At 65.7% G+C, this 22,728-nt stretch carries 28 protein-coding genes; 17 read left to right on the top strand and 11 right to left on the bottom strand.

The features are described from left to right. Positions 1 to 105: 105 nt before the first annotated feature. From NFL01S_RS36300 to NFL01S_RS21840, 3 genes are all read right to left on the bottom strand, one after another. Entirely contained in the window at positions 106 to 357 is a 252-nt protein-coding gene (locus NFL01S_RS36300) for a hypothetical protein (RefSeq protein WP_062978068.1), read from the bottom strand. A gap of 2 nt (positions 358 to 359) precedes the next feature. Next, positions 360 to 545, bottom strand: a complete 186-nt coding sequence (locus tag NFL01S_RS36305; protein WP_062978070.1) for a hypothetical protein — start codon at positions 543 to 545, stop codon at positions 360 to 362. A gap of 69 nt (positions 546 to 614) precedes the next feature. Next, positions 615 to 1,484: a formate/nitrite transporter family protein gene (locus tag NFL01S_RS21840; RefSeq protein WP_062978072.1), complete on the bottom strand. Its 870-nt coding sequence runs from the start codon at positions 1,482 to 1,484 to the stop codon at positions 615 to 617. Positions 1,485 to 1,734: 250 nt separating this feature from the next. Between NFL01S_RS21840 and cynS the strand changes: the two genes are divergently transcribed. The 3 genes from cynS to NFL01S_RS21855 all read left to right on the top strand — a co-directional run bounded on the left by cynS (position 1,735) and on the right by NFL01S_RS21855 (position 3,198). Continuing rightward, positions 1,735 to 2,184, top strand: coding sequence for a cyanase (gene cynS, locus NFL01S_RS21845; RefSeq protein WP_062978074.1), 450 nt, complete (start codon positions 1,735 to 1,737; stop codon positions 2,182 to 2,184). A gap of 211 nt (positions 2,185 to 2,395) precedes the next feature. Beyond that, positions 2,396 to 2,728, top strand: a complete 333-nt coding sequence (locus tag NFL01S_RS21850; RefSeq protein WP_062978075.1) for an ArsR/SmtB family transcription factor — start codon at positions 2,396 to 2,398, stop codon at positions 2,726 to 2,728. Continuing rightward, a complete protein-coding gene (locus NFL01S_RS21855) occupies positions 2,725 to 3,198 on the top strand; it encodes an SRPBCC family protein (RefSeq protein ID WP_062978077.1) in 474 nt (157 codons plus the stop codon). The genes NFL01S_RS21850 and NFL01S_RS21855 overlap by 4 nt, the downstream gene beginning before the upstream one ends. Positions 3,199 to 3,286: 88 nt before the next feature. On the opposite strand, the gene NFL01S_RS21860 is transcribed toward NFL01S_RS21855, so the two are convergent. Next, complete coding sequence (locus NFL01S_RS21860; protein WP_245670821.1) at positions 3,287 to 4,294, bottom strand: aldo/keto reductase; 1,008 nt, start codon at positions 4,292 to 4,294, stop codon at positions 3,287 to 3,289. Between the two features lie 101 nt (positions 4,295 to 4,395). Between NFL01S_RS21860 and NFL01S_RS21865 the strand changes: the two genes are divergently transcribed. Further along, positions 4,396 to 5,310 (top strand): helix-turn-helix transcriptional regulator, encoded by a 915-nt coding sequence (locus NFL01S_RS21865; protein ID WP_062978216.1) that lies wholly within the window; start codon positions 4,396 to 4,398, stop codon positions 5,308 to 5,310. Here the strand turns inward: NFL01S_RS21865 and NFL01S_RS21870 are convergent. Continuing rightward, a complete protein-coding gene (locus NFL01S_RS21870) occupies positions 5,271 to 6,287 on the bottom strand; it encodes an aldo/keto reductase (RefSeq protein ID WP_062978079.1) in 1,017 nt (338 codons plus the stop codon). The genes NFL01S_RS21865 and NFL01S_RS21870 overlap by 40 nt on opposite strands. Before the next feature lie 52 nt (positions 6,288 to 6,339). Continuing rightward, a complete protein-coding gene (gene tnpA, locus NFL01S_RS21875; RefSeq protein ID WP_062978081.1) occupies positions 6,340 to 6,735 on the bottom strand; it encodes an IS200/IS605 family transposase in 396 nt (131 codons plus the stop codon). 11 nt (positions 6,736 to 6,746) lie between these two features. Here tnpA and NFL01S_RS21880 point away from each other — a divergent pair, with 11 nt between their 5' ends. Next, the gene (locus tag NFL01S_RS21880) at positions 6,747 to 7,967 is read left to right on the top strand and encodes an RNA-guided endonuclease InsQ/TnpB family protein (protein WP_062978083.1); all 1,221 of its coding nucleotides are present in this window, start codon (positions 6,747 to 6,749) and stop codon (positions 7,965 to 7,967) included. A gap of 14 nt (positions 7,968 to 7,981) precedes the next feature. On the opposite strand, the gene NFL01S_RS21885 is transcribed toward NFL01S_RS21880, so the two are convergent. The 3 genes from NFL01S_RS21885 to NFL01S_RS21895 all read right to left on the bottom strand — a co-directional run bounded on the left by NFL01S_RS21885 (position 7,982) and on the right by NFL01S_RS21895 (position 9,828). Further along, positions 7,982 to 8,419 (bottom strand): MerR family transcriptional regulator, encoded by a 438-nt coding sequence (locus NFL01S_RS21885; RefSeq protein ID WP_062978085.1) that lies wholly within the window; start codon positions 8,417 to 8,419, stop codon positions 7,982 to 7,984. Between the two features lie 130 nt (positions 8,420 to 8,549). Then, positions 8,550 to 9,527, bottom strand: a complete 978-nt coding sequence (locus NFL01S_RS21890; protein WP_062978217.1) for a pirin family protein — start codon at positions 9,525 to 9,527, stop codon at positions 8,550 to 8,552. Next, entirely contained in the window at positions 9,520 to 9,828 is a 309-nt protein-coding gene (locus tag NFL01S_RS21895; protein ID WP_062978087.1) for a GNAT family N-acetyltransferase, read from the bottom strand. Before NFL01S_RS21895 ends, NFL01S_RS21890 begins: the two co-directional genes overlap by 8 nt. A 163-nt stretch (positions 9,829 to 9,991) precedes the next feature. On the opposite strand from NFL01S_RS21895, the gene NFL01S_RS21900 reads away from it, so the two are divergent. Then, positions 9,992 to 10,192: a hypothetical protein gene (locus NFL01S_RS21900; RefSeq protein WP_062978089.1), complete on the top strand. Its 201-nt coding sequence runs from the start codon at positions 9,992 to 9,994 to the stop codon at positions 10,190 to 10,192. 14 nt (positions 10,193 to 10,206) lie between these two features. Here NFL01S_RS21900 and NFL01S_RS21905 read toward each other — a convergent pair whose 3' ends face one another. Then, a complete protein-coding gene (locus NFL01S_RS21905) occupies positions 10,207 to 10,698 on the bottom strand; it encodes a SixA phosphatase family protein (RefSeq protein WP_062978091.1) in 492 nt (163 codons plus the stop codon). A gap of 174 nt (positions 10,699 to 10,872) precedes the next feature. Between NFL01S_RS21905 and NFL01S_RS21910 the strand changes: the two genes are divergently transcribed. Then, complete coding sequence (locus tag NFL01S_RS21910) at positions 10,873 to 12,549, top strand: 4Fe-4S binding protein (protein ID WP_062978093.1); 1,677 nt, start codon at positions 10,873 to 10,875, stop codon at positions 12,547 to 12,549. 361 nt (positions 12,550 to 12,910) lie between these two features. On the opposite strand, the gene NFL01S_RS21915 is transcribed toward NFL01S_RS21910, so the two are convergent. Beyond that, positions 12,911 to 13,678 (bottom strand): acyl-[acyl-carrier-protein] thioesterase, encoded by a 768-nt coding sequence (locus tag NFL01S_RS21915; RefSeq protein ID WP_062978095.1) that lies wholly within the window; start codon positions 13,676 to 13,678, stop codon positions 12,911 to 12,913. Between the two features lie 241 nt (positions 13,679 to 13,919). Between NFL01S_RS21915 and NFL01S_RS21920 the strand changes: the two genes are divergently transcribed. The 10 genes from NFL01S_RS21920 to NFL01S_RS21965 all read left to right on the top strand — a co-directional run bounded on the left by NFL01S_RS21920 (position 13,920) and on the right by NFL01S_RS21965 (position 22,117). After that, positions 13,920 to 14,894, top strand: a complete 975-nt coding sequence (locus NFL01S_RS21920; protein WP_062978097.1) for an NADPH:quinone oxidoreductase family protein — start codon at positions 13,920 to 13,922, stop codon at positions 14,892 to 14,894. 79 nt (positions 14,895 to 14,973) lie between these two features. After that, positions 14,974 to 15,504, top strand: coding sequence for a DUF3558 domain-containing protein (locus NFL01S_RS21925; protein WP_062978218.1), 531 nt, complete (start codon positions 14,974 to 14,976; stop codon positions 15,502 to 15,504). A 4-nt stretch (positions 15,505 to 15,508) separates the two neighbouring features. Next, positions 15,509 to 16,069, top strand: coding sequence for a DUF3558 domain-containing protein (locus NFL01S_RS21930; RefSeq protein ID WP_062978099.1), 561 nt, complete (start codon positions 15,509 to 15,511; stop codon positions 16,067 to 16,069). Between the two features lie 262 nt (positions 16,070 to 16,331). After that, positions 16,332 to 16,706 (top strand): 30S ribosomal protein S12, encoded by a 375-nt coding sequence (gene rpsL / locus NFL01S_RS21935; RefSeq protein WP_014353064.1) that lies wholly within the window; start codon positions 16,332 to 16,334, stop codon positions 16,704 to 16,706. Between the two features lies 1 nt (position 16,707). Then, complete coding sequence (gene rpsG / locus NFL01S_RS21940) at positions 16,708 to 17,178, top strand: 30S ribosomal protein S7 (protein ID WP_062978101.1); 471 nt, start codon at positions 16,708 to 16,710, stop codon at positions 17,176 to 17,178. A gap of 123 nt (positions 17,179 to 17,301) precedes the next feature. Further along, positions 17,302 to 19,404: an elongation factor G gene (gene fusA, locus NFL01S_RS21945; protein ID WP_062978103.1), complete on the top strand. Its 2,103-nt coding sequence runs from the start codon at positions 17,302 to 17,304 to the stop codon at positions 19,402 to 19,404. A 136-nt stretch (positions 19,405 to 19,540) separates the two neighbouring features. Next, entirely contained in the window at positions 19,541 to 20,731 is a 1,191-nt protein-coding gene (gene tuf, locus NFL01S_RS21950) for an elongation factor Tu (protein ID WP_062978105.1), read from the top strand. A gap of 173 nt (positions 20,732 to 20,904) precedes the next feature. Next, positions 20,905 to 21,405: an LppP/LprE family lipoprotein gene (locus tag NFL01S_RS21955; protein ID WP_157116781.1), complete on the top strand. Its 501-nt coding sequence runs from the start codon at positions 20,905 to 20,907 to the stop codon at positions 21,403 to 21,405. A 65-nt stretch (positions 21,406 to 21,470) separates the two neighbouring features. Beyond that, complete coding sequence (locus NFL01S_RS21960; protein ID WP_062978109.1) at positions 21,471 to 21,734, top strand: type II toxin-antitoxin system Phd/YefM family antitoxin; 264 nt, start codon at positions 21,471 to 21,473, stop codon at positions 21,732 to 21,734. Beyond that, the gene (locus tag NFL01S_RS21965) at positions 21,719 to 22,117 is read left to right on the top strand and encodes a PIN domain-containing protein (RefSeq protein WP_062978111.1); all 399 of its coding nucleotides are present in this window, start codon (positions 21,719 to 21,721) and stop codon (positions 22,115 to 22,117) included. The genes NFL01S_RS21960 and NFL01S_RS21965 overlap by 16 nt, the downstream gene beginning before the upstream one ends. Positions 22,118 to 22,728: the final 611 nt, after the last annotated feature.

The raw sequence follows: 22,728 nt of genomic DNA on the forward strand, positions 1-22,728 counted from the left end.
CGGTAACAGCCATATCGGCCCCGCACCGTTTCGGTGCGGGGCCGATTGCATTGATTTTGCCGAGCGGAACCACGAGCGGCTATGCCGCCGGGTTGTCCCGAAGTGTCAGCCCAAGCCCCGCCGTCCGGCTCGGGCAGCGAATGCGTCGAGCACGTCCAGGATCTCCCGGGCCTGCCACATCCGGTTGCAGCGCCTACCGGTGAATTCGGACAGGATCCCGACTTCGGCGAGGGGAGCGATGGCCCGCGTTGCGTTCGACGGTGTGGTGCCGAGTTCCGCGGCGACGGTCGGCGCGTCGAATACCGGGATTCGGAGCCGGAACGTGCCGGTGGTGCGGAGGGGGCCCGTGAGGTCCATAACTATCGCCGCCGATCCATACCTGTTGAGTTCGCCATTGCCCGGCGGAACCGGGATCGTGGGCCGGCCATCAGTGCGGCATGTATGGCCAGGATCAACTCTTCGTCGAGACGGCCGTCGAGATCGATCGCCGTCTGCATCGCATGGACGTTGCCGACGATTTCGACAGCATTGCGCTGGTCGGTCACTCGTCAGCTGACCAGTCCGGGACGGGCGATTCGGCCCGCTTCGAACTCCGGAGCGGACCGGAGTCTGCGTCAAGTCCGGGCAGTGCTCTCGGCCGGTACTTCACCGTTTTCCGCGACCGATTCGGTAGCCGGGCGGGGCCGGGGGTTCGCGGTGCGGGCATGGGTCGCGTAGAGCGTGAGGCCGACGAAGGCCAGTCCGCCCACCAGATTGCCGATCACCGTGGGGATTTCGTTCCAGATCAGATAGTCGCCGATGGAGAAATCGCCACCAAGCAGAAGGCCGGAGGGGAACAGGAACATATTGACGATCGAATGCTCGAAACCCATATAGAAGAAGAGCATGATCGGCATCCACATGGCGATTACTTTGCCGGACACCGAGGTCGACATCATTGCCGCGACGACCCCGGTGGAAACCATCCAATTGCACAGCACGCCACGGATGAAAAGGGTGAGCATGCCGGACGCGCCGTGGTCGGCGTAACCGACGGTGCGGGATTCGCCGATATCACCGAGACGCTGACCGACCTCGTTCGGGTCCATCGAGAAACCCATGGTAACGATGATGGCCATCATGACGGCGACGGTGAACGCGCCGGCGAAATTGCCGACGAAGACGAGGGACCAGTTGCGCAGTACCGCACGCCAGTTCACTCCGGGCCGTTTGTCCAGCCAGGCCAGCGGGACCAGTGTGAATACACCGGTCAGCAGATCGAAACCCAGCAGGTACAGCAGGCAGAAGCCGACCGGGAACAGGACTGCGCCGAGGAGCGCGTTGCCCGTCTGCACCGTGATGGTGACCGCGAACGCGGCGGCGAGGGCCAGAATCGCGCCCGCCATAAAGGCGCGGATCACCGTATCGCGCGTGGACATGAATGCTTTCGATTCGCCGGCGTCGATCATTGCGCCGACGAATTCCGCCGGTTTGAGGTACGACATGTCAGGTCCTTCGCTTGTAGTGCTCGTGGGCGAAGTGTGCGGTGCCCGGATTTCCGGGTCGTATCGAACCGGGCGCACCCGTGTAACCGGGTGCTCACCGGAGCCGGTTCCCTTCGCATAGCTGTGTCTTCGACGTTTTCGGCGGGGGAATGTATCGGTGAGGTAAACAATGCGAAACCGGTGCAGGCGGATATGCCCGGCGGTGGCAGGCTTTCGATATTTCCGGTGATTCCGATATCAGGAGGCCTTTATGGAACCGATCATGAACAAGAGCGTTGCCGCGGATCTCGTTGTCGCGGCCCGTATCCGGCGCGGGCTGACCTGGGCTGCTATTGCCGAGGCACTCGGCGCACCGCTGGTCTGGACTACGGCCGCGTTGCTCGGGCAGCATCCGATGACGGCGGAGCAGGCGCGTCAGGTCTGTGATCTGCTGGGCTTGGACGACGCGGTGGCGGAGAGCCTGAGCCGGCAACCCGCCCGCGGCGCGGATCCGGCCCTGATGAGCGACCCGACGATCTACCGTTTTGTGGAAGCGATCTCTGTATACGGTCCAGCGCTCAAGGAGTTGATCCACGAGGAGTTCGGCGACGGGATCATGAGCGCGATCAACTTCAAGGTCGACTTCGCACGTCGGCCGGACCCGGACGGTGATCGGGTGGTCATTACTTTCGACGGGAAGTTCCTCGACTACCGCTGGTGAGGTGTGGGGCCGCGGGTGGCAGTTCGGGCGTCCGCTCACGCTGCGGTACCGACGTAGCGAAGGGTCAGCCGGGTGTCCACCGGCCGTCCGGTCTGATCCGGGCCCGGTCGAGCCCGGTGGCCTTGCGTGAACGCCTCGGGGTGTGCCGGTTGTGGAACTTTTCTGCGGTGTCTTGTTGACACCGTGGAGCCGGGCGCTAATACTGAACTAGATGGTTCAGTATGAATTTTTGGACGCCTCCTTCGGGGCGCTCGCGGACCCCACCAGGCGGGGCATCCTCGAGCGGCTCGGCCGCGGCCCCGCCACCGTCAGTGAACTGGCCGAGGACTTCTCGATGACCCTCACCGGTATCAAGAAGCACATCCAGTTGCTCGAAGGCGCGGGGATGGTGGTCACCGAGAAAAAGGGGCGGGTCCGGTATTGCCGGATCGGTCCCGATGTATTCGAACGGGAGGTGGCCTGGATGCAGGGCTACCGGCAGATGCTGGAAGCGCGGATGGACCGTCTCGGTGAATTCCTGCAACGAACGGAGCACGAACAATGAGCACTGCCACCGAAGAAGCCGTCGTCACCACTCCCGCGGACCGCGAGATCCGCATCGAACGGGTTTTCAACGCCTCGCGCGAACGCGTCTGGGCCGCCTACAGCCGGATCGAACAGCTGGCCCAGTGGTGGGGCCGCGGTAATCAGCTCGATATCGAGCGGTGGGAGTTCCGGGTGGGTGGACACTGGCGTTTCGTCGAACGCGCCGACGGCGAGTCCCACGGATTCGAGGGCCGGTTCCGGGAGATCGTGCGCCAGGAGCGGATCGTGCAGTCCTTCGAATGGGACGGTATGCCCGCGCATATCACCATCGACGCGGCGACGTTCGAGGATCTCGGCGACGGGCGTACGCGAGTGGTCACCGTCAGCCAGTTCCACACCCCGCAGGAGCGGGACGGGATGCTGCAATCGGGTATGGCCGAAGGGCTCAACGCCAGCTACCGGGCCCTCGACGCCCTCCTGGCGCAGTAACCGATGGGCGGCTGCGTCCTCGGCGCCGGAGCCGAGGACGCGTGGCGCGCCGGCCACTGGTTCACCGTCCGGGCCGGATGTCAGCGGCTCATCGCTCGCTGTCCAGCGTCCCCATCAGCGGCTCCGGGTAGCGGCTGCCGACCACCGCGGCGGCCGGCACGGCCTCGGCGATCGCGGCCTGTTCGGCAGGGGTGAGCGATATCGCCGCGGCACCGATCGACTCGGCCCAGCGCCGCGCGCTGCGCGTGCCGATCAGGGGGACGATATCGTCGCCGCGGCCGAGTACCCAGGCGATGGCGAGTTGTGCGGTGGTGACACCTCGCTCCTGGGCAAGGCCCGCCAGGGTGTCGACGAGTTTCAGGTTGGCGTCGAGGTTCTCGCCCTGGAATCGAGGACTGCCGGCCCGGGAATCGGTCAGGGCAGTGTCTCTGCCGCGCAGCGCATCGCTGAGCAGGCCGCGGCTGAGCACACCGTAGGCCGTGATCCCGATCCCGAGTTCGCGGCAGGTGGGCAGGATTTCGGCCTCGATACCGCGGGAGAACAGCGAATACTCGATCTGCAGGTCGGCGATCGGGTGGACGGCGGCGGCCCGGCGCAAGGTTTCGGCGCCCACCTCGGACAGTCCGATATGCCGGACGTAACCGGCGTCGATCATCTCGGCGATGGCACCGATGGTGTCCTCGATCGGCACCGCGGGATCCAGCCGTGCCGGGCGGTAGATATCGATATGGTCCATGCCTAGCCGGCGCAGGCTGTAGCTCAGGAAGTTCTTCACCGCCGCGGGCCGTGTGTCCATCCCCTGCCAGCTGAATCCCGGGCCCATCAGTGCACCGAATTTCACGCTGAGGGTGACCTCTTCGCGCGGCCGGTCGGCGATCGCCCGACCGACCAGCATCTCGTTGTGACCGCTCCCGTAGAAATCGCCGGTATCGATGAGCCCGGCCCCGGAATCCAGCGCGGCATGGATGGCCGCCACCGATTCGGATTCGTCGGCGGGCCCGTACACGCCCGACAGGCCCATGGCGCCGAATCCGATCCGGCCGACCGTGGGGCCGGTACGACCCAGCCGTGAAATCTGCATCTGTGTATTCGTCATGGGTTCCACTGTGGTGTCGCGTTTGTGCTCTCGGCAGAGACGCTTTATCGGGGGAGCGGCGATCCCTGGCTGCGGGCGCCGCGGTGCGCGACAGTGGAGGTATGGAACGCAGCGAACTCGCCGACTTCCTTCGCCGGCGCCGCGAACAGCTGACGCCCGCAGAGGTCGGGCTACCGCCCGGTTCGCGCCGGCGGACGCCGGGGTTGCGGCGCGACGAGGTGGCGTTGCTCGCCGGAATCTCCACCGACTATTACACCCGGCTGGAGCAGGCACGCGGTCCGCGGCCGTCCACGCAGGTCCTGGCCGCGCTCACCCGGGCCCTGCGCTACACCAGCGACGAACGCGACCACGTCTACTTCCTGTGCGATCACTCCCCGCCGGGCGGCAGCGGCCCGGACAAACACGTGGGACCGGGCATGATGCACGTCCTGGCGAAACTGGACGATACACCGGCAGCCGTGATCACCGATCTCGGCGAAACCCTGGTGCAGAACCGGATGCACACCCTGCTGATCGGTGACCAGACCACCTTGCCCGGCCGGCACCGTTTCTTCGCCTGGCGGTGGTTCACCGATCCGGCGGCCCGCGAATTCTGCCCGCCTGACGACGTGGACCGGATATCCCGCCGGCAGGTGGCCGATCTGCGCGCCACCGCGGCGCGCCGCGCGAAAGACCCCGATGTGCTGGATTACGTGGGCGCGCTGCGTGCGGCCAGCGCCGAATTCGAAGAGCTCTGGAACGAGCATCTGGTGAGCGTGCGGCTTTCCGATGTGAAAAGCATCGTGCACCCGGAACTCGGGGAAATCGCCTTCGACTGTGAAACCCTGCTCACCACCAGCGCCACCCAGCGACTGCTGATCTACCGGCCGCGGCCGGGTACCGACGCCGCGGAGAAGCTGGAACTCCTGCGCGTTATCGGTACCCAGCGCCTGGATGGCTCGGAGACGGTATCTCCTGAACGTCCCGCGACAGTGCCCTACTCGCGGCCCGCCGAGGTGAAGGACATATCCGCATAGCGCGGTCCGGCGACCTGTTCGGCGATCGGTTCCAGCCGGGCCAGTTCGGCGGCCGTCAGCGCGACCGTGGCCGCCGCGGCGTTCTCTGCCAGCCGGGTGCGGCGGCGGGTGCCCGGAATCGGCACGATCGGTAGCCCGTGCTCTTGGGCCCGAGAATGCACCCAGGCCAGGGCGACCTGTGCGGGTGTGAGTTCCCGTTCTTCGGCGATCTCGTATACGGGTGCCAGCAGGCCCGCGTTGTGCGTCGCGTTGGTACCGGTGAAACGCGGCATATGCCGCCGGAAGTCGGTGTCGTTCAGTTCGCCGGCCTGTGCGAAGGATCCGGTGAGGAAACCCCGGCCGAGCGGCGAGTAGGGAACGAAGGTGACGCCGAGCTCGGCTGCCGCGGGTACCGCGGTGCGTTCGACATCCCGGGAGAACAGCGACCATTCCGATTGCACCGCGGTGATCGGGTGGACCGCGTGACCGGCGCGTAGTTCTTCCCCGGTGACTTCGGAAAGCCCGAGCGCGCGTACTTTGCCCTGCCGGACGAGTTCGGCCATCACGCCGACGGTCTCCTCGATGGGTACTTCGGGATCGCGCCGGTGCATGTAGTACAGGTCGATGGTGTCGATCCCCAGCCGGCGCAGGCTGGCGTCCACGGCGGCGCGGATGTATTCCGGTGAGTTGTCGATGCCGCGGTAGTGCGGGTCGTCCGGTTTACGGGTGATGGCGAACTTGGTGGCCAGGACGACCTGTTCCCGATTGGCGCGGACGAAATCGCCGATGAACTCTTCGTTGTCGCCGGAACCGTAGATATCGGCGGTATCGAACAGGGTGATGCCGAGTTCGAGCGCCCGGTCCAGGGTCGCGCGGGCTTCGGCGCGGTCGGTGGGGCCGTAGAACTCGCTCATACCCATACAGCCCAGGCCCTGGATACCGACCCGGATCCCTTCTGGGCCCATGGGGGTGCTCGGCAGTGTTGCGGGGGTGGTCATCGAAGGGGCTCCGAGGAAACCCCCGGCTTCAGCCGTGGGGGAGGAGTCGGGGCTAAGCGTTCTTCTGGTTCTCGACATAGTGTTTCACTGCCTCCTGGGTTGCGCCGCCGAGGGTGGCGACGAAGTACGAGTTGGTCCACAGGGTGGGTAAGCGGGACTTGAGAGCGGGGAACTCGGCTCGCAGGACGCGGGAAGAGCGGCCCTTGATCTGTTTGACCAGGCGGTGGATCCCGAACTGCGGGTCGCATGAGACGAGCACGTGTACCTGGTCGGGCATGGTTTCCAGCTCGGCGATGTGCGCGTCTCGCTCTGCGCAGACTTCTCGAATGAGTTGTTGGAGGCGTTCTTCGATGCGTCCGTCGATGACGCTCCGCCGGTATTTCGGACACCAGACGACGTGGTAGGTGCAGCGGTAGACGACGTTGTTGTTCGATCGGATCGCGTCCATGCCAAAAGTATATGGCGCGGTGCTATATAATCTTCGGTGTGGAAGAGGTCGTGCGCTACACCTACCGCTTGCGCCCCGGCGCACAAGCGGTGCGCGCGCTCGAAACCGAATGGCACCGCTGCCGATTCCTGTGGAACGAAGCTGTCCACCAGCAGCGAACGGGGCAAGCGTCCACCTTCTCGCATCTGTCGAAGATGCTCACCGAGGCGCGCGCCCGCACTCCGTGGTTGCGTGATGGTTCGCAGGTTGCCCAGCAGCAAACACTGTGGACCTACGCCCAGGCGCTCGACCACTCGTTCAAGGTGAAAGGGCGAGGCCGGCCGACCGTTAAGCGGCGCAGGACTTGCCTGCCGTCGCTGGAGTACACGACGCGCGGGTTCGGTATCGCTCACGGCAAGCTGACCTTGCCGAAAGGTGTCAGCATCCCGGTCGTGTGGTCGCGCGTGCTGCCGTCTCCGCCGTCGTCGGTTCGCGTCTACCGGGATTCGCTCGGTCACTGGTACGCCTCGTTTGTCGTGCGTCGCGAGGTCAAGCCGGCGCCCGCAGCGTTTGGGGCTATCGGTATCGACTGGGGTGTCTGCGCTACGGCGACCACCACCAGCCCCGCTCATGACCTGCCCTACGCCGGGCATCGCCGTCGATGCGCCGCTGAACTTGCGCGAGCGCAGCGGAAGATGTCTCGCCGTCGTCGCCCCAAGGGGCAGGTGCAGAGCAACGGCTACCAGCAGGCTCGGCGTGAAGCGGCCCGCCTCCACAAGAAAGCAGCGCGGCAGAACACCCACGCCGCTCGGGTGTGGGCTCGCCGCGTCGTCGCTGATCATCAGGTGATCGCGGTTGAGGACTTCAAGCCGAAGTTCCTCGCCCGGTCCACGATGGCACGCAAAGCAGCCGATGCTGCGATCGGTGCCGCGAAACGAGAGCTGATCGAACGTGCCACGCGGGCGGGGCGGAAGGTGGTGAAGGTTGCGCCCGCGTACACGACCATGACCTGTGCAAGCTGTGGAGCGAGAGCCAAGCAGCGGCTTGCATTGCAGGTAAGGATCTTCAGTTGCGAAGACTGTGGGCACACCGCAGACCGCGACCGGAACGCTGCCGCTGTCATTCTGGCGGCCACGGTAGAACTCGACCGTGCCGGTGCTGACGACGTAAGACATTGCGGGCCTCCCTCCGGGGCGGTCAGTGGTGCGGTCCGAGCTGGAAATCCCCCGGCTTCAGCCGTGGGGAAGGGTTAATCGCGGAAATCCCTTCACGATGCGGCGTTGTCGGGAGACCGGGCGGCGGATGCGGTGTGTTCCTCGTAGAGCGCGATCTTGTAATCCAGGGTCGCCACGGTCTGCTGGAGTTCGGCGATACGGTCGAGGGCCTCGGCGCGGGTGGCACGGAACATGGCGAGTCGTTCCGGGACGGTGCTCTCCCCGGCCCGGACGAGCTGCGCGTAGCGGATCATGTCCGCGACCGACATCCCGGTGGTACGCAGCCGCGTGATCAGCGTGAGCCATTCCAGATCACGGTCGCTGAACCGGCGTCTACCGGTGTGATCGCGGCCGATATGGGAGAGCAGGCCGATGCGCTCGTACCAGCGCAGGGTGTCCTGGCTCAGCCCGCAGTGCCGGGCGGCGGCGCCGATCGTATGCCGGGGGATATCCCGGCCGGGCTCGTCGCCGGTCGGTGCGGAAAGACTCACTGAAATCCCCTCTGTCCGGAAAAATAATGCGCCAGAGCCCTTTCTGTGGGGCCGAGCCGCGTCCTCTCGTCGAACGACGCCAACGCTAGCCACCTGGAGTGGGCTCCAGGCAAGCGGCGTGAAGAGTTTTTCAGCCGCGCGGCCGGCGGCGGGGTTTCAACTGCCCGCCGGGTAGCGGCGGTGCGGGGATTCGCTGGTCGGGCGGATGACCGGCGATAGCACCGAAACGGGCGGTATTGCGCTGTTCCCAGTCGGTGCGGGCCGCGGCGATCTCCGCATGTTCGCGGGCGACGAAATTCCACCACATCACCAGTTCCTCGGCCAGCGGTTCGCCGCCGACCAATGCGAACCGGCCGCCGCCGGCGCTGGACAACTCCAAGTCGGCGCGCCCGGTGCCCAGGTACAGCAGCGGGCCGGCGGTCATCTCGACACCGGCCACCGTCGCTTCGCCCGCGACCACCAGGACCGCGTATTCGTAGGCCGGATTCGTCCGCAGCGTGGTCGTGGTGGCGGGATCGATCTCGATATCCGCGCCGACCAGCGGCGTGTAGATCATCGCCGGGGAGGTGACCCCGGCCAGTGTCCCCAGCAGGACGGTCGCGCGTAGGCCCGGAATGTGGTGCACGGGCAGATCGCGGTGCTGTTCGAAATGCGGTGCGATATCGCGTTGTGCATCGGGCAGTGCGATCCACAGTTGTAGTCCGCGTCCGGCCGGGGCATCCGGCACGGTGTACTCCGAATGGGCTATTCCGCGGCCGGAGGTCATCAGGTTCAGCTGGCCCGGTTCGATCAGCACATCCGAATGCACCGAATCGCGATGCCGGATCCTGCCCTCCAGCGGCCAGGTGACCGTCTGCAGGCCGATATGCGGATGCGGGTCGATATCGGGCGGCAGATCCGTGGTGGTCACCGTCGGCGCGCCGAAGTAGTCGAGAAAACACCACGCCCCGACGGTCGGCAGATCCCGCTGCGGGAGAGTACGCTCGACATACGTGCCGCGCACCCCGCCCAGTGGCACTTCCCGGGCCGGATAGAGTTCGGTCACCGGCCCCGGCCCGGCCACCGGTACGCACAGCGTTTCGGTGGGATGCGGGTCGAGATCACTCACCGTCGACGCCGACCACATGCGCGGCGTATTCGGGATGGCGCTCCAGATAGCTTCGGATGAACGGACATTCGGGACGGATCCGGTGCCCGCGGTCGACGGTGTCGCGGATCGCGAACGCGGCGAGCTTGCTGCCGAGCCCCTTGCCCTCGTATGCCGAATCGACCTCGGTGTGGGTGAAAACGGTTTCCGTGCCGCGTTCGGTGTACTCGGCGAAACCGGCGAGATCAGCGCCGTAGAACACCTCGTAGCGGTCTTTGTCCGCGTTCCGGACGACAGTGCTCTCCTCGGTTGTTCCGGTCATCTCCGCACTTCCTCTCGGTTGCGACTACCGCCTCCCGGCGGCGTGGCCGGCCACCGGACCCCGAGGGCCAGCGTACCCAGCCTGCGGGGCCGTGGCACGAGCCGGACGGAACCGGATTCCGCGCTCGCCAGCGCGTCCGGTTCCGGGCACGTAACCTGGGCTTATGGCTAAGGAAATCGACCGGATCCGGGCGCGTTCGGCCTGGGCCACGGTCAAGGAGAGTCCGGTGATCACCGCCATCGCGGTGGCACCGGTCGTGGTGGTGTTCGGGCTGGTCTGGTGGCTGCTCGGCGGGTGGGCTGCGTTCCTGCTGCTGGTGCTGCTGGGCGTCGGCGCGGTCTTCGGCGGCAAACTCCTGCGCTGATCGGCCGCGTTCGCTCAGCGAGGGATGTGGAAGGTGGCCAGATCGCCCGTGCCGGGGCCGATCCGATCCCACGGGAGATCGAAATGCAGTACCGCCATGGCCGAGGTGGGAAACTTGCGGCCGATGCTCACGGCGTCGTCGGTATCGTGATCGGCCGCCAGGTCCCATGCGGTCCACGGCATACCCGGTGAGTGCCCGATCAGCAGCAAGGTCGACACGGCCGGATCGGTCAGCTGGACGATCTCGATCAGCCGATCGGCCGCTGCCTCGTAGATTCCGGCATCGAATTCCACCGGTGCGGTGACCGCGGTCGCGGCGAGGGTCTCCCGGGTGCGCGTCGCGGTGGAGCAGCGGACCGCCGAAATGGGAGGCTGGGTGGCGCGCAGCCAGTCGCCGGCCAGCGCGGCTTCGCGCCGGCCACGCGGCGCCAGTGGGCGTTCGTGGTCGTCGATTCCGGGCGGGTAGGCCGACTTCCCGTGCCGCATCAAGATCAGAGTCCGGGTCATGTGATCACCGTAAGCACCCTCCGTGCGGAGATGGACAACACACTCGAGGCAAACTGAAAGCGGCGTCACAATGGAGGTGGGCCGGTGACCCCGGTCCACACCGATTGTCTCGCCCTGCCCACCGTGACCCGGAAGGCACCAGCCCGCACATAAGTCTCGAGGATCTGCACAAATATGGCCTACGTAATCACGCAGCGTTGTTGTAACGATGCCAGCTGCGTTTCCGAGTGCCCGGTCGACTGCATCCGCCCGACTCCGGACCAGCCGGAATTCGCCACGACCGAAATGCTCTACATCGACCCCGACACCTGCATCGACTGCGGCGCCTGTGTCGACGCGTGCCCGGTGGAGGCCATCTTCTCCGAAGACGATCTCACCGCGTCGCTGGCCCGCTACCGGGATATCAATGCCGCCTGGTTCGAGCGGCACCCCCTGGAATCCAATCTGGATCCGATCGCCACGCCCGTGCGTCCGCCCAAAGAACTCGGGACGCTGCGGGTCGCGATCGTCGGTGCCGGGCCTGCGGCCGCCTATGCCGCCGACGAACTGCTCCGCCGCTGCGATGTCCAGGTGGAGATGTTCGACCGTTTGCCCACGCCGTGGGGCCTGGTCCGCGCCGGAGTGGCTCCGGATCATCCCGGTACCAAAACGGTGGCCGGCATGTTCGAATCGGCGTTCCGCCGCGACACCCTGCAGTACTACCTGAACGTCGAGGTCGGCGAGCACATCAGTCACGAGGAATTGCTGGCGCACCATCACGCGGTTCTCTACGCGGTCGGTGCCTCGTCCGATCGGCGGATGGGCGTCCCGGGCGAGGAGCTGCCCGGCAGCCATTCGGCCACCGAATTCGTGGCCTGGTACAACGGCCACCCCGACTATGCCGACCGCACCTTCGACCTGTCCGGGGAGCGGGCGATCATCGTCGGAAACGGCAATGTCGCGCTCGATGTGGCGCGCGTGCTCACCGTGCACCCGGACGAGCTCGCCAAGACCGATATCGCCGACCACGCCCTCGCCGCGCTGCGCAACAGCAATATCCGCGAAGTGGTCGTGCTGGGCCGGCGCGGACCGTTGCAGGCCGCCTACACCTCACCGGAGTTCCTGGCGCTCACGCATCTGTCCGGCGTCGACGTGGTCATCGATCCGGCCGATCTGAAACTCGACCCGGCCTCGCAGGCGGTGCTCGACGATCCCGAGGTCGAGCCGTCGCTGCGGCTGAAGTACACGCTGGCCGAGGAATACGCCGCGAAACAGCCCACCGAGGGTAACAAGCGGATCGTGTTCAAATACCTGGCCTCGCCCACCGAGGTGCGCGGAAGCGGCAAGGTGGAAGGGCTCGAGTACGCGCACAACGAGCTGGTCGACGTGGACGGTGTGCTCAATGCCCGCGCCACCGACCGCACCGGCAGCTATGACGCCTCCCTGGTGCTGCGCTCGATCGGCTACCGCGGTGAACCGGTACCGGATCTGCCGTTCGACGAAAAGCGTGCCGTGGTGCCCAACGAGCACGGCCGGGTGACCGGTCCCGACGGCACCCCGCTCACCGGCGTGTACGTCAGCGGCTGGATCAAGCGCGGTCCCCGCGGTGTCATCGGCTCGAACCGCATCGACTCCGAGGAAACCGTCGAAGCGCTCATCGCGGACTTCATGTCCGGCAAACTGGCCGCGCCCACCGGCGACCGGGACGCTCTGCGTGCCCTGGTACAGCAACGTCAGCCGGATCTGGTGGACCGTGCCGGTTGGAAGGCCATCGATCAGGCCGAACGCGGCGCCGGGAAGGAAGCGGGCCGCCCGCGGGTCAAGTTCACCACTCACACCGACCTGCTCCAGGCCGCCAAAGGTGGCGAGTGACCCGGTCTGCCCGGCGCCGGCGGATCGAGTGAATCCCGAATGCCGTGCCGCGGATTCCGGTACTCGCCGTACCGGGGTTCGCGGCACGACCTGTTCTTCGTCCCTAGGGATGCCCGGCCGAATGCGGCTCCGCGGCTACACGGGTATGTGGCCGATCATCGGGTTCGGTGAGCTTCGGCTGGGCTCGGCAGCCCCACATCGCGGCAGTGGAAACTTGTCCCGGTGCGGCCACCGTCCGTGCTGGGCCACGATCGAAGATCCACCTCGCCACCCCTGACGTAACCAGCGGCGGTGCCGAGTTCAGCGAGGCCCTGTGCGGACCGGGGGCCGAAATCCCGCGCCGACGGAGTCGGCGCCGAAATCACCGCGGCGCTATGCGGACGATGGTGGTGGTGACCCCGTCGACCACGAACCACAGTCGCAAGGTGGGACGGGCGTGTCGGTCGCCGGGTTCATATCGGCTACGGACACCGATGTGCTGGCGCGCCAGTACCGGGGCGACATATTCGATCACGGCCCGGTGCGGGCCGCTGGCCAGTTTGGGGTAGTCCACCAGATACTGCTCCACCGCCTGCCAATAGCAGGCGTTGTTCACGTGGTTGTACTGGTCGATATCGGTGGCGCGCAGCGGGAACGGCAGATCGGTATCGGATTCCGGGGGAGCGGGATCGGTGAGCCAGGGCCGCCAGCGCAGCCGCTGTTCATTGGTGGTCTGCGCCAGGTAGGCCAGGCCCGCATCACTGATCCGGGCCGGCATATTGTTGGCCTCATTGATCTTGATCCAGAACCCCTCGGTCTCGATCAGGCCGCCGCGGTCGCTGGTTATCCGCACTCGCATATTCGACCAGCGGGTGGACATACTCGAACACCAGCGCAGTAGATGCACGGTGTCGGGCCACCGGACGGGCCGGATCACATCGATCACGGTGCGCCGGATTATCCAATTGGGGTCGGTCTGCTCGAGAATGGATTGCTGGAGGTGTTCCCAGGCGATGTCCTGGAGGTAGCGGGCGATACCGTCGAGACGTACACGGTTGTAGGGGTCCACGTCACCGGCTCGCACCGGCCACGACGAAACGAACCCCATACCCTCCTGGGGAAGCGGGGCGAGTGGCTGATCGAGTGACACTTGCGCTCCTCGCGCGGCGGGCCGCGCCGCGGTACTTCTGCTGGTTCCTGAGTCAAGACTTTACGGTGCCGAGTACATGGTGCCGCCCCCGGCGTCGCAGGTTCGGGGCCCTGAGGGGCTCTGAACTACCGCTATGGACTTCCCGCTGCCGAGACCGATAGTTTGGGGTTGATCGGTGAATTGGTACATATCATCATGTGCGTCTCATGGCGCCGGGTGAACGAACGAAAGAGGTCGGCATATGCGCGCAGCTCAGGTCAGCAAACTCGACGGGCCCGAAGCGATCGAGATCGTCGACATCCCGGAACCGGAACCACTGCCCGGCGGCGTCGTCATCGATGTGCACGCGGCCGGGGTCGCGTTCCCGGACGTGCTGATGACCCGCGGGCTGTATCAGATGAAGCCGGAGATGCCGTTCGTCGTCGGCGGTGAGGTCGCGGGTGTGGTCCGGGAAGCCCCGGAGGGCGCCCACGTGAAACCGGGCGACCGGGTCTGCGCCCTGACCATGCTCGGAAACGCCATGGCCGAGGTGACCAGCACCGCTGCCGAAATGGTTTTCAAGCTCCCGGACAACATCTCCTTTCAAGAGGGCGCCGGAATCCTCTTCAACGATATGACCGTGCACTTCTGCCTGCGTAACCGCGGCCGGCTGGCCGAAGGTGAAACCGTGCTCGTGCACGGCGCGGCCGGCGGTATCGGCACCTCGACACTGCGGATGGCGGCCGCTCTGGGCGCCGGCCGGGTGATCGCGGTGGTCAGCACCGAGGCGAAAGCCGAAATCGCGCGCGCCCAGGGCGCCACCGATGTGGTGCTCACCGACGGCTGGCTCGGCAGCGTCAAAGAACTCACCGGCGACCGCGGTGTCGATATCGTCCTCGACCCGGTGGGTGGCGACCGTTTCACCGACAGCATCCGCTCGCTGGCGCGCGGCGGCCGGTTGCTGGTGGTGGGCTTCACCGGCGGTGATATCCCCACGGTCAAGGTGAATCGCCTGCTGCTCAAGAACGTCGAGGTCGTCGGCGCCGGCTGGGGCGAATGGATGCTGTCGCACCCCGGCTACCTCGCCGAGCAGTGGGCCGAGGTCGGACCGCTGTTCGAGGCGGGCAAGATCGCGCCCCCGCAGCCTGTGCTGTTCCCGCTGGAGCAGGCCGCACAGGCGGTCGCCTCGCTGGAAAACCGTGCTGCCACCGGTAAGGTCGTCGTCACACTGCGCTGAGCCGGTAGGCGTCGGCGCAGGATCCATGCGCGACCTGCGCCGCCGCCGGGCCCGCGGTTTCGTCGGTATTGTGCACAGCATGCGGATCAGGTCGGCGATAGTCCTCGGGTTGACCGCGGCGTTTGCTCTGACGGGGTGCGGTTCCGACACCGGCTCCGAAGAAGCCGACGGTCCGCGGGGGCCCGCTCCGAAAGTAGCCGCGCTGGGTCCGTTCGTGGGGGAATGCGGACATGTCACCGACGACGAGGTGCGTGATATCGGGGGGCTCGGCCAGATCACCCAGTCGTACAAGAACGCGGTCGGCTGTAACTGGCAGTCCGGTGGGCTGAGTGGTGCGTCGATAACGTTCGCCTCCTACCGAGGCAGTCCGCTGGAGCGGGAGAAGGCCTGGGTCACCACGCACGGCCGGCCACCGGAACCTATCACCGTGGGCGGGCGCCCCGGTTTCGCGGCGCTGGACCCGGACAGCCGTATCTGCGATCTGGCGGTGCAGCTCGACGACGATTTCTTCGAATGGTCGACCGCGCTGGGCAGCTATTCCGATATCGGTGGTAATCCGTGTGATCGCAGCCGCGCGCTCGCCGAACTGACCATCGAGCGGCTGGAGTGAGACGATGACGTTGCGCGAACGACCCGGCCGCGGCCGGATCCGCACGCTGGCCGCGTCGGCGGCGATTCTGGTGGCAGCCGTCTTCGGCGCCGGCTGCGGTAGCACGGTGGACGGTACGGCCCTGCCGGTCGGCGGTGGGGAAACCGTCGATACCGCGCAGATCGACAAACTGCTCCGCGAATGCGATGTGGTCACCGACCAGCAGATCATCGACGCGCTCGGCGGCAACACCTACATCATGGATTCGTTCTTCGGCGCGGTGTGCATGTGGGATATCGGTGGCGGCTCCGGGATGCTCACGCTGAACTGGTACGAGAACGGGTCGCTGCGCAACGAGCAGGAGACCAACGACAAACTCGGCTACACCAGTACGAAGACCACGGTGCAGGGCACGATCGCCCTGGAGATCCGGCGCCCGGACGATCCCGGCGCCTGCGGGATGACGGCGAGCGCGGCCGACTCGGGAGTTATCGGCTGGTGGGTGAATTCGTCGCCGGGAGCTACTGCCGACCCCTGCGCCGCCGCGAAGAAGCTCCTCGAACTCACCCTCAACATCGCCCGATGAGGGGTAGAGTTCCCACCCTGTTTTGACCGTGTCATCTGCGTCCGAGTACAGTGGACGGCTGTGCCCGGAAGGATACGGGCAAGTTCGAGCGCAGACGTAGGCCAGCGAGAGCGGCTGACGATTCCAGCGTGCCTGTAATTCGGGCCCTGAACTGCGCGCGACACGCCCGACCTCGGGACGCGAGAAACGTGGTTGGACGTGCGGGTGAAAGCTCGATGAACAGACCTGACACCGCCAGAACCGATTAAAGGAAAGCCGGTCTATGCCAACCATCAACCAGCTGGTCCGCAAGGGTCGCCGCGACAAGGTCGCCAAGACCAAGACCGCGGCCCTCAAGGGGAGCCCGCAGCGTCGTGGCGTGTGCACCCGCGTGTACACCACCACCCCGAAGAAGCCGAACTCCGCGCTCCGTAAGGTCGCGCGTGTTCGCCTGACCAGCGCGGTCGAGGTCACGGCCTACATCCCCGGCGAAGGCCACAACCTGCAGGAGCACTCGATGGTGCTCGTTCGCGGTGGTCGTGTGAAGGACCTTCCCGGTGTGCGCTACAAGATCATTCGCGGTTCGCTGGACACCCAGGGTGTGAAGAACCGTAAGCAGGCCCGCAGCCGTTACGGCGCCAAGAAGGAGAAGAGCTGATATGCCGCGCAAGGGCCCCGCTCCCAAGCGTCCGCTGATCAACGATCCGGTCTACGGGTCGCCGCTGGTCACGCAGCTGGTCAACAAGATCCTGCTCGACGGGAAGAAGTCCACCGCCGAGCGCATCGTCTACGGCGCGATGGAACAGGCGCGCGAGAAGACGGGCACCGATCCGGTTGTCACCCTGAAGCGCGCGCTCGACAACGTCAAGCCGTCGCTCGAGGTCAAGCCCCGTCGCGTCGGTGGCGCCACTTACCAGGTGCCGGTCGAGGTTCGCCCCGGCCGCGCCAACACCCTGGCCCTGCGCTGGCTGGTGAACTTCTCCCGGGCTCGCCGTGAGAAGACCATGGTCGAGCGGCTGGCCAACGAACTGCTCGATGCCAGCAACGGTCTGGGTGCCTCGGTGAAGCGCCGTGAGGACACCCACAAGATGGCCGAGTCCAACCGGGCCTTCGCGCACTACCGCTGGTGATGTCTGTCCGGCCCATCGCTCGGGTCGGGAGGCTTACGGAAGCACCGCTTCCGCTTTGACAGATATGGCGACCGGAAGGTCGTCGGCGAGAATCCCAACTAGCTACGAGCGGGGAAGAATTCCGTGGCACAGGACGTGCTGACCGACCTGAACAAGGTCCGCAACATCGGCATCATGGCCCACATCGATGCGGGTAAAACCACTACGACCGAACGCATCCTCTTCTACACCGGTGTGAACTACAAGCTCGGTGAAACCCATGACGGTGCGTCGACCACCGACTGGATGGAGCAGGAGCAGGAGCGTGGTATCACCATCACCTCCGCGGCGGTGACCTGCTTCTGGAACCAGAACCAGATCAACATCATCGACACCCCCGGCCACGTCGACTTCACCGTCGAGGTGGAGCGCAGCCTGCGCGTGCTCGATGGCGCCGTCGCCGTCTTCGACGGCAAAGAGGGCGTGGAACCGCAGTCCGAGCAGGTGTGGCGTCAGGCCGACAAGTACGACGTGCCGCGGATCTGTTTCGTCAACAAGATGGACAAGCTCGGTGCGGATTTCTACTTCACCGTGCAGACCATCAAGGACCGCCTCGGTGCCAAGCCGCTGGTCATCCAGCTGCCGATCGGTGCGGAGGACAGCTTCGAAGGTGTCGTCGACCTGGTCGAGATGAAGGCCAAGGTCTGGACCGGCGAAACCAAACTGGGCGAGAAGTACGAGCTCCAGGACATCCCGGCCGATCTGGTCGAGAAGGCCGAGCAGTACCGGCAGGAACTGCTGGAGACCGTTGCCGAGTCCGACGAGGCGCTGCTGGACAAGTTCTTCGGCGGTGAAGAGCTCACGATCGACGAGATCAAGGGCGCCATCCGCAAGATGACCGTCAACTCCGAGCTCTACCCGGTGCTGTGCGGTTCGGCGTTCAAGAACAAGGGCGTGCAGCCCATGCTCGACGCCGTGATCGACTACCTGCCCTCGCCGCTGGACGTCGAGTCGGTGCAGGGGCATGCCCCCAACAACGAGGACGAGGTCCTCACCCGTAAGCCGAGTGCCGACGAGCCGTTCGCCGCGCTGGCGTTCAAGATCGCCGTGCACCCGTTCTTCGGCAAGCTGACCTACATCCGCGTCTACTCGGGCAAGGTCGACTCCGGCGCCCAGGTCATCAACGCGACCAAGGGCAAGAAGGAACGTCTGGGCAAGCTGTTCCAGATGCATTCCAACAAGGAGAACCCGGTTCCCTCGGTCAGCACCGGCCATATCTACGCGGTCATCGGCCTGAAGGACACCACCACCGGTGACACCCTGTGCGATCCGAACAACCAGATCGTCCTGGAGTCCATGACCTTCCCGGACCCGGTCATCGAGGTCTCCATCGAGCCCAAGACCAAGTCCGACCAGGAGAAGCTGGGCACCGCGATCCAGAAGCTCGCCGAAGAGGATCCCACCTTCACGGTGAAACTGGACGACGAGACCGGCCAGACCGTTATCGGCGGTATGGGCGAGCTGCACCTCGACATCCTGGTCGATCGGATGAAGCGCGAATTCAAGGTCGAGGCGAACGTCGGCAAGCCGCAGGTCGCCTACCGCGAGACCATCACCAAGAAGGTCGAGAAGCTCGAATTCACCCATAAGAAGCAGACGGGTGGTTCGGGTCAGTTCGCGAAGGTGATCATCGCCCTGGAGCCGTTCGTCGGCGAGGACGGTGCGCACTACGAATTCGAGAACAAGGTCACCGGCGGCCGCGTGCCGAGGGAATACATCCCTTCGGTCGACGCGGGTGCGCAGGACGCCATGCAGTACGGTGTGCTCGCCGGTTACCCGCTGGTCAACCTGAAGGTGACCCTGCTCGACGGTGCATACCACGACGTCGACTCCTCGGAGATGGCGTTCAAGATCGCCGGCTCGCAGGCCCTCAAGGAAGCGGCCCGCAAGGCCGGTCCGGTAATCCTCGAACCGCTGATGGCGGTCGAGGTCACCACGCCCGAGGACTACATGGGCGATGTGATCGGCGACCTGAACTCCCGCCGTGGCCAGATCCAGGCCATGGAGGAACGCAGTGGTGCCCGTGTCGTCAAGGCGCTGGTTCCGCTCTCGGAGATGTTCGGCTACATCGGTGACCTGCGGTCGAAGACCCAGGGCCGGGCGAACTACTCCATGGTGTTCGATTCGTACGCGGAGGTTCCGGCCAACGTGTCGAAGGAGATCATCGCCAAGGCGACCGGCGAGTAAGTACCCCTCCGGGGCGGGTAGCTCGCCCGCCCCGGATCTCCCGGGAGTTTGTACAACCGTTAGTTCCCCGCGTACGTGGGGATGACCCCCGCACTGCTGCAACTGCAAGCACCAACAAGTCCAGGAGGACCACACAGTGGCGAAGGCGAAGTTCGAGCGGACAAAGCCGCACGTCAACATCGGCACCATCGGTCACGTCGACCACGGCAAGACCACGCTGACCGCAGCGATCACCAAGGTGCTGGCGGACAAGTACCCGGACCTCAACGAGAGCTTTGCGTTCGACATGATCGACAAGGCGCCTGAGGAGAAGGCCCGCGGTATCACGATCAACATCTCGCATGTCGAGTACCAGACCGAGAAGCGTCACTACGCGCACGTCGACGCCCCCGGTCACGCCGACTACATCAAGAACATGATCACCGGTGCGGCCCAGATGGACGGCGCCATCCTCGTGGTCGCCGCCACCGACGGCCCGATGCCGCAGACCCGTGAGCACGTGCTGCTCGCCCGTCAGGTCGGCGTGCCCTACATCCTGGTCGCGCTGAACAAGTCGGACATGGTCGACGACGAGGAAATCCTCGAGCTCGTCGAGATGGAGGTCCGCGAACTGCTGGCCTCCCAGGAGTTCGACGAGGACGCCCCCGTCGTGCGTGTTTCCGGCCTGAAGGCGCTGGAGGGCGACGAGAAGTGGGCCGAGTCCATCGTCGAGCTGATGAGCGCTGTCGACGAGTCCATCCCGGACCCGGTGCGTGAGACCGACAAGCCGTTCCTGATGCCGATCGAGGACGTCTTCACCATCACCGGTCGTGGCACCGTCGTCACCGGTCGTGTGGAGCGCGGTGTGGTGAACCTGAACGAAGAGGTCGAGATCGTCGGCATCAAGCCGGAGAAGACCAAGACCACCATCACCGGTATCGAAATGTTCCGCAAGATGCTGGACACCGCGCAGGCCGGTGACAACGCGGGTCTGCTGATCCGTGGCATCAAGCGCGAGGATGTGGAGCGCGGCCAGGTCGTCATCAAGCCGGGCACCACCACCCCGCACACCGAGTTCGAGGGTCAGGCCTACATCCTGTCCAAGGACGAGGGCGGCCGCCACACCCCGTTCTTCAACAACTACCGTCCGCAGTTCTACTTCCGTACCACGGACGTGACGGGCGTTGTGACCCTGCCCGAGGGCACCGAAATGGTTATGCCCGGCGACAACACCGAGATGTCGGTCGTGCTGATCCAGCCGGTCGCCATGGACGAGGGTCTGCGTTTCGCGATCCGTGAAGGTGGCCGCACCGTCGGCGCCGGTCGGGTCACGAAGATCATCAAGTGATTCGCTGAATCGCTGGAAACGGCGTCGCTCCGAAGGGAGCGGCGCCGTTTTTCGTTTCACGGAATGATGCAGGTACGACCGTTCACCGGGAACAGGTACTCGCCGCGCCCCGATAACGCTCGAACTTCTCGGCCGATGTTATGGGTGTCCGATGTCGAACGAAGGAGCTCGGTGTGATCTGTAAAGCTGCCGCCGCCCTGTCACTCGCCTTCGCCGCCACGGCGGCCGGTGCCGGCGCCGTCGGAGCCGCGCCGGAAAACCCCGCTACACCCGAATCCTGTCCCGCCGTTCCTGCCGACCGGGTGGACGACGCCGTCAGCCGGCTACCGCAAGCGTTCCCGGACGTGCCCTGGCACGTGACGGGAAGCGGTTCGTCCATCGACTGCGCACTGAACTGGGTACAGGTCGACCCGGAGGGAGCGACCGGAAGCTCGCCCAGCCATATCCTGCTCTTCGACCACTTCAAATACGGGAGCACAGCTACCGAGGATCCCGAGGCATTCATCAGCGTTGCCGGCAGCGACGCTCCGGGGCAGATCACCATCACATTCCGGTGGCTGAACCCCGGCGACCCCACCGCGAATCCCACCGGCCGGGCCGACGTGCGATACCAGCTCTTCCCGCAGTTCCCGCCCGGGCCGATCGATCCGATTCCGCAGGAGGTGACCGGCTGATATCCGGCGAGTTCGGGGATCGACCGGACCTGGCCCGACCCATGAAATTCAGATAATCTGAATTCATGGCCACAATGTCCGCCGCCGAGGCCTCCCGCAACTTCTCCGCCGTACTCAGCCGTGCTGAGCACGGTGAGACGATTCGTATCGTCCGGCACGGGCGAACCGTGGCCACCGTGACGCCACCTGCGACGAGTACCGGCCGTTCGTTACGGCTCGCTCTGGAAGAATCCGACATAGCACCGTTCGACGACGACTTCGCGTCTGATATCGCCGCCGGGCTCGCTATGGTGTCCGACGAAATGGAGGACCCGTGGGCCGGCGCCTGATACTCGACACAGGGGTGCTGATCGCCTACGAGCGCGGAACGATCGACCGTACGGTCTATGACGAGGATGATCTGGCAATAGCGGCAGTGACGGTGGCGGAGTTCCGGGTCGGGATCGAACTGGCCGACACCGCCGAACGGGCGGCCCAACGCTCCCGTCGGCTCGCGCTGCTGCTCGCCGACCTCGAAATCCTCGAGTACGCGGAAGCCACAGCCACTCGCCATGCCCAGCTCCTGGCACAAGTACGCCGATCGGGTCGACCTCGCGGCGCGCACGACCTGATCATCGCCGCGCATGCCGCGGAAACAGGTCGCGTTGTCGTTTCGCTGGATACAAAGGCGAGGTTCGGTGATCTCGAGGGCGTCACTGCGATAACGCCATGATGCCGGGGAGGGTGTGTGCCGTTCGGGCTGCCACACGAGTCGTCTGCGCCCGCCCGGATCCGCGCACCGCGTCCTCGTGACGCCTGCAGGGCTACGGCCCTGCTCGAAGTTCGCAGAAGGTATGACCGTGCCGCAGAGGGGGGGGGGATCATCGAGGCCGTCCAATCAGTGGCGGGCAGGCAGCATGCGATGTCGATCTCGGGTTCGACATCATGTCCGACCTCGGCGAGATCGACCCGTCTGGGGAGAGTTGCCGTCCTGCCTAGTTCACGTGTGGCCCCTGCCGGCAGTTGGCCGGATCGACAGAATCGGTTGTGAGCGGCTAATGTCCGATTCGTCCTGGCACCCCCGATGCGTATCCCGAACCGGGACCGGCGATCAGATCCGGTCGGTGATGCGCCGGGCAGTGGGATACGCCGCATCGCGGCGGCGGCGAAACCGGGCAGGGCCCAGTCGGTTCCAGCGGCGGCGGTATGGGTCCGAAGAAGGCAGGACGAGTTAGATGACGAACCCGCAATATCCGGGCGCCGGCGATCAATTCGGTGGATTTCCGCCGCAGCCGCCCGGGGGATCAGCGCAGCCGCTCGGTGGGCAGCCACAGCCGGGGAGGT

The organism is Nocardia flavorosea NBRC 108225 (assembly GCF_001613385.1).
Classification (GTDB): domain Bacteria; phylum Actinomycetota; class Actinomycetes; order Mycobacteriales; family Mycobacteriaceae; genus Nocardia; species Nocardia flavorosea.

What these genes read in the sequence shown, in the direction of transcription:
- NFL01S_RS21930 (WP_062978099.1), top strand. Translation starts at nt 15,509, where the DNA reads ATGACGTTGCGCGAACGACCCGGCCGCGGCCGGATCCGCACGCTGGCC.
- NFL01S_RS21855 (WP_062978077.1), top strand. Translation starts at nt 2,725, where the DNA reads ATGAGCACTGCCACCGAAGAAGCCGTCGTCACCACTCCCGCGGACCGC.
- NFL01S_RS21870 (WP_062978079.1), bottom strand. Translation starts at nt 6,287, where the DNA reads ATGACCACCCCCGCAACACTGCCGAGCACCCCCATGGGCCCAGAAGGG.
- cynS (WP_062978074.1), top strand. Translation starts at nt 1,735, where the DNA reads ATGGAACCGATCATGAACAAGAGCGTTGCCGCGGATCTCGTTGTCGCG.
- NFL01S_RS21850 (WP_062978075.1), top strand. Translation starts at nt 2,396, where the DNA reads ATGGTTCAGTATGAATTTTTGGACGCCTCCTTCGGGGCGCTCGCGGAC.
- NFL01S_RS21860 (WP_245670821.1), bottom strand. Translation starts at nt 4,294, where the DNA reads ATGACGAATACACAGATGCAGATTTCACGGCTGGGTCGTACCGGCCCC.
- NFL01S_RS21925 (WP_062978218.1), top strand. Translation starts at nt 14,974, where the DNA reads ATGCGGATCAGGTCGGCGATAGTCCTCGGGTTGACCGCGGCGTTTGCT.
- rpsL (WP_014353064.1), top strand. Translation starts at nt 16,332, where the DNA reads ATGCCAACCATCAACCAGCTGGTCCGCAAGGGTCGCCGCGACAAGGTC.
- tnpA (WP_062978081.1), bottom strand. Translation starts at nt 6,735, where the DNA reads ATGGACGCGATCCGATCGAACAACAACGTCGTCTACCGCTGCACCTAC.
- rpsG (WP_062978101.1), top strand. Translation starts at nt 16,708, where the DNA reads ATGCCGCGCAAGGGCCCCGCTCCCAAGCGTCCGCTGATCAACGATCCG.
- NFL01S_RS21910 (WP_062978093.1), top strand. Translation starts at nt 10,873, where the DNA reads ATGGCCTACGTAATCACGCAGCGTTGTTGTAACGATGCCAGCTGCGTT.
- NFL01S_RS21900 (WP_062978089.1), top strand. Translation starts at nt 9,992, where the DNA reads ATGGCTAAGGAAATCGACCGGATCCGGGCGCGTTCGGCCTGGGCCACG.
- NFL01S_RS21840 (WP_062978072.1), bottom strand. Translation starts at nt 1,484, where the DNA reads ATGTCGTACCTCAAACCGGCGGAATTCGTCGGCGCAATGATCGACGCC.
- NFL01S_RS21960 (WP_062978109.1), top strand. Translation starts at nt 21,471, where the DNA reads ATGGCCACAATGTCCGCCGCCGAGGCCTCCCGCAACTTCTCCGCCGTA.
- NFL01S_RS21880 (WP_062978083.1), top strand. Translation starts at nt 6,747, where the DNA reads ATGGCGCGGTGCTATATAATCTTCGGTGTGGAAGAGGTCGTGCGCTAC.
- NFL01S_RS21905 (WP_062978091.1), bottom strand. Translation starts at nt 10,698, where the DNA reads ATGACCCGGACTCTGATCTTGATGCGGCACGGGAAGTCGGCCTACCCG.
- NFL01S_RS21920 (WP_062978097.1), top strand. Translation starts at nt 13,920, where the DNA reads ATGCGCGCAGCTCAGGTCAGCAAACTCGACGGGCCCGAAGCGATCGAG.
- NFL01S_RS21895 (WP_062978087.1), bottom strand. Translation starts at nt 9,828, where the DNA reads ATGACCGGAACAACCGAGGAGAGCACTGTCGTCCGGAACGCGGACAAA.
- NFL01S_RS21865 (WP_062978216.1), top strand. Translation starts at nt 4,396, where the DNA reads ATGGAACGCAGCGAACTCGCCGACTTCCTTCGCCGGCGCCGCGAACAG.
- NFL01S_RS36300 (WP_062978068.1), bottom strand. Translation starts at nt 357, where the DNA reads ATGGACCTCACGGGCCCCCTCCGCACCACCGGCACGTTCCGGCTCCGA.